The sequence below is a fragment of the Ideonella sp. P3_A4 genome, from assembly GCF_056403075.1.
The window spans coordinates 1-4,409 of the sequence record NZ_JBFUGE010000506.1 but is presented as its reverse complement, the minus strand read 5'-3'; the positions used below and the strand labels follow the sequence as shown (position 1 = coordinate 4,409).

At 63.3% G+C, this 4,409-nt stretch carries 4 protein-coding genes; 1 reads left to right on the top strand and 3 read right to left on the bottom strand.

What is annotated here, in order from left to right:
• Positions 1 to 474: 474 nt before the first annotated feature.
• From AC1DYI_RS27800 to AC1DYI_RS27790, 3 genes are all read right to left on the bottom strand, one after another.
• Positions 475 to 1,926 carry a hypothetical protein gene (locus AC1DYI_RS27800; RefSeq protein WP_477207360.1) on the bottom strand — a complete coding sequence of 484 codons (1,452 nt, stop codon included), beginning with the start codon at positions 1,924 to 1,926 and terminating at the stop codon, positions 475 to 477.
• A gap of 228 nt (positions 1,927 to 2,154) precedes the next feature.
• Positions 2,155 to 2,787 (bottom strand): hypothetical protein, encoded by a 633-nt coding sequence (locus AC1DYI_RS27795; RefSeq protein WP_477207359.1) that lies wholly within the window; start codon positions 2,785 to 2,787, stop codon positions 2,155 to 2,157.
• On the bottom strand, positions 2,784 to 3,452 hold the full coding sequence (locus AC1DYI_RS27790; RefSeq protein WP_477207358.1) for a hypothetical protein: 669 nt from the start codon (positions 3,450 to 3,452) through the stop codon (positions 2,784 to 2,786). Before AC1DYI_RS27790 ends, AC1DYI_RS27795 begins: the two co-directional genes overlap by 4 nt.
• Positions 3,453 to 3,956: 504 nt before the next feature.
• Here AC1DYI_RS27790 and AC1DYI_RS27785 point away from each other — a divergent pair.
• Positions 3,957 to 4,409, top strand: a 453-nt coding sequence (locus AC1DYI_RS27785) for a hypothetical protein (RefSeq protein ID WP_477207357.1), incomplete at its 3' end; no start/stop codon positions are given.

The following is a 4,409-nucleotide window of genomic DNA, read 5'->3' as shown; positions in this document are numbered from 1 at the left end:
GCAGCCATCCAGATCAATCAGCCATCGACCTTTGCAGCCTGCGGAAGTCGCGCCGCTGCCGGCTCTACCCAATCGCCAACGTGTTTGCAAGCAGGCCGGCGAACAGCGGGCTGAGCGTGGCCGCTACGGTCGCCAAGGGTGCAATGGATTGACTTCAGCCACGGAAGCGGTCAGCGCTCGGCCTGGTCGCTCAAGCGCGTATCAAGAGGACGCAGAGGCCGCGTCAGCCGCCGCCAGAGGCGGGCGAGACGTGGCCTTGGGCCCCTTGGCCACTCGGGGCGCTGGTAGCCTGCTTGGCCGGCGCTGCGGCAATTGACTTGGCTGACTTCGTTGCCTTGGGCGCTTTTGTGGTGGCCTTGCCATTGCTCGCACGCGGCGGGTTCGAAGTCGTGACAAGCGGACGGCTCATCGCCCAGAGGTCCCGCTCCCAACGCGAAAGACCTGCTCAGCCACGCGCCATGCAACTCCCCGCTGTCATGGGTTGGCGAGCAGCCACGAGAAGTACGGCTCGGACTGGTAGGCATTGCCACCGATCGCCGTGTGGGGCTCGCCTTCGACATCGTCGATCTCCACCTGGTTGTTCAGGAAACCTTCGATGGTGTATCCCTTGCCGTCCGGGGTCAGACCTTTGACTCCCTGCCGATACGCCCCCCAGGTCACGGCCATGTCGGTCGCCGTTGTGGTCGAGGCGCCATGTTCCTTGCGATAGGCCGTCAACGCGGCCAGACAGATGGCCGCCTGTTCCGCCGAATTCATGAAGTTGGCTCTGTTGTCGCGGTCAGGGTCGCGGCTGGCAAATTTCTGAGCAGCCTCGGCGCCGGTGACGTTGGGGTGGCCCTTCAGATACTCCAGGGCCCATTGCAGCCCGCTGTCGTGAACGCTGCTGGCGCCGGGGCCGTTCAGCAGATGCAAAGGCGTGTTGCGCCAAAGCCCGTCGGCCACGCCATCGATCTCTTTGTCGAAGTCGAAGTCCAGCTCCGCTGCAATCGCGCCTTTGAGCAGGGCGGGATCGATGCCATACCGCTCGGCCAGTTTGTTCAGCTCAGTCGAGTTGGGCTCGCTCTGCACCGTCAAGAGCGCCTCATAGGCATCATTCGCCGACGAGTCCCTGGGCGCGTTCTTCATGTCTTCCAGGATGTCGCGGCGTCCTTCGATCTGCCGCTGAACGCCATCAGCATCCATCAGATCCTTCAAGGTGAAGTGGGGAGATGCCAGCGGATCGGTCTTGATCTGCACTGCCTGCAAGTCGGCATCGCTGAGCAAGCCAGCGTCGAAAAGGCTGTCCAGTGCCTCTCGCGTCGCGGCGCGTGATTCGCCGCCCGCATACAGCGAGTCGAACAGCAACGCGCCGCCGTCCTCTGCACCCAAGGCCCCGAAGAAGCGCTGCAGCCAGGCGTTGTCGCCTTTGTGCTTTTGCAAAGCGTCGGTGAACACTTGCTGAGGATCGGCCACATTGCTGTCGTGCTGCCGGATGGCGATTAACGCCATCTGCTGGGCATCGTCCGTCGCTCCTTGCTCGATCGCAGGCTGTTCGCCATGGAAGGTCTTGGCGCCATCGAAGGCCTGTGCGTCCCGAACGGCGACGTTGACGTCATTCCGGCAGATGCGGCCATCGGCTTCGAAGAAATCGATCGAGTCGTTGGCGCCAGCAACGTCCAGGTGCGCCAGGTCTTGTGGGTGGTCCAACAGATAACGGGCGGCAGCCTGCTCGGCATCGGTGAACTTGTGGTCCTTGTTCTGCGACACGAGTGTCAAGTCTTCCCGACTGACATTGTTGTCGGCGCCACCGCCGAACCTCGGTTTTCCCTTGACCGTTTCCTTCGCGGTATCGAAGTGCTCGAAATTGTCCTGCAGCGTCTTCAAGTGCTCCAGCAAATCATTGGCTGGCGGCGGYGCGTACGTGGGGCTTTCAACGGGAGAAAACATCATGCGCTCCTGAAAAGTGAAGGGGTGCGTCGATGCTGCGAGCCGACCCCGACGGAATCAACTACGAGCATTCGCTTCTTCACCGCCATTGCCCTGGGCACCGCCGATTGGGCCCTTCTGAGCGCGTCTTTTTCGCCGCCCAATCGCTGGTGTAGTCGAGCCACCCATTGAAATCAGGAGCCGACGTTGTCGGCCTCTGGCTCAAGGACCGTCCGCGGTGGAAAGGAGCTACTGAAGCAGCGGAGCACCCAGGCACGCCGCGAGGGCGTCCATGTCAACGCAAGCGGTGGCCGGTTCAGTTTCATACCGAGTGCCCAAATTGCGGAGGCACGCGGCCTCCGCGCTCGCACGCTGAACGAGCGGTTCGTTCGGGAGTTTCCCGCCGTTGGCCTTGGCTGCGAGAGCCAGGCCCACCTCGTGATGCTGATCGAGGTCCATCAAGAGGTCATGAGGGAAGTGCTCGTTCGACATCACACAGGCGCGCGACCCGCTCGCCCCTGTGGTCGACGACGACGTAGCGTGAGCCCTTGCGATCTGAAGCGCGGCGCGCCAGTGCGAGTCGCCGGTCATGATGTAGGCGAACGCTGTGGGGAAGTTCGGATACGAGTTCGAGAAGGCCGTGCGCGCTGCTCGATAGTCTCCCTTTCGGTAAGCACGCTCGCCATCACGGTTGAGGCTGTCGGCCGCACGCTTATCGGCCTCGGTGCGCTCTGATGCCCGACGGTCGATGTTCGACAGGATGCGCAGCGTGTCGGCTGATAGAGGCTCGCGGGGCTGCTCGGTGTTTTCTGCAGCACAGACGGAGACCGCGAGCCAGATGGGGACACTGGCCAGACGCCAAATGGTCTTGAGTGCGTTCATCGTGGCCGTTCGGGCTTGCCGCGTACAGTGAGCGTCGCAACGCTGCGGCCGTCTGGGCTGCGATGGCTGATGAGCGCCTCGTGGACGTCGGCCCACCGCGCCAAGTCCAGCACCGTCACGCAGCCGTCGGAGACGTTGCCCACATGGACGTAGCGGCTGTTGTCGCCATGCTGGATCGGAAACCACACCTGGTCGAACTGAAGGCGCGGCTCGGTGTCTCGATAGAAGCGCGTCATGTTGCCTCTGTGCGGCACGTCGGGAAGCAGTACTTTGTACTCACCAGGTTCAAGCGGTGTGAACAGGCCGTTCCACACGGAGTTCATTGTGACCGCGACCGTCAGACCATTGATCGCCACGGTCGCCATTTGCTGGTCGATCGGTTGACCGCCTCGGGCCTCGGAGATCCAGCGTTCGACATACCGGCCGTACGTGACGGTCATGCGGGCTGGCTGCAGCACCGGTGATTTTGAGCCAAGGTACATGCGCGCATTGGCTTCGAACAGGCTCAGCGTTCGGCCCAGGTGCGCCCCCTCCTGAACACGAAACTTCACGCGTCCCAGATGAGGGTGATTGACGAGCACCTTCGTGTACTTGGGAAGCGCGATGCGCTGCATGGTCGCGTCATCCTGGGCCTGCAGCCAACCGTCCGTGCCGACGAGGTTCACGTACTGAACGCTGGCATCTTGCCCTGTGCCAAGCGCGCCCGCGGTGTGCACGATGGCCCCCGTCGCAGGGACTCGTCCTTGTGGCATGGGTGGGGATCTCTTGTGACGAATTGGCCGGACGTCCGCAGCGACACGTCGGCAGTCTGCCGACTGTGCATGTTGCAACGGGAGCCTTGTACTGTCGAAGGTCACGCCCTCGCAGTAGAGCGCACGCCCTTCACATGGCTGGCGTCCCGGACGCGCGATTCGTTCGCGCGCAGACACCTTCGCTCATCGAGACTCACTTGGGGTGGCCAAAAACAACAATCCGAGGTACGAAGACGCGGGCACCCGCCCGGCATCCTCGCTCGCCCAAGGACTGGAGCCCGAATGCCACCCATCACTCCGATCTCGACAGGAAGCGGCCACGTTCATCAAACGACAGGCCCGAGTCAGGCCCAGCCCACCGAAAGCCAGTCACGCACCTCTGCAGATATCGGCCGGGCTGCGTCCGACGCGACGGGCTTGCCGATGCGGGTCTCCCGGTCGACGAGCCCGCCAGCGGGGCGCGTCAGCCTGCCACCCTCGGCTTCGAGGGCACCAGGTCCTGACGTCAGCAGCCAGCGGAACCTTCGGCAGTCCGAAAATTTCCTTCTCGGCATCAAGGAAGAACCGGGCAAGGCGGCGGCATTGCAGCAGGTGGCCCAAGGCGGGCACAACGCGTCGTTGCAGTACATCGCCGAGAACGTCAACCCGAACTTCGCGTACGGCAGCGCATTGAATTTCGGCAAAGCGCTGATCGGCGCGGGGCCCATGGCCTTGAAGCAGAACTGCGTCTACTGCAGCAAGGCGGCCGACCAGAACCTGGAGGCGCTCGCGTCAGGCAACCCGAGTGGCTTCTGGATTGCCGACAAGACCTCCGCCGGCACGCTGCCGCAGCAAGGCAGCGTCGACCGGGGGCTCCGGAAGGACGACAAG

Coding starts and splice junctions, on each gene's coding strand:
- AC1DYI_RS27795 (WP_477207359.1), bottom strand. CDS start 2,787: ATGAACGCACTCAAGACCATTTGGCGTCTGGCCAGTGTCCCCATCTGG.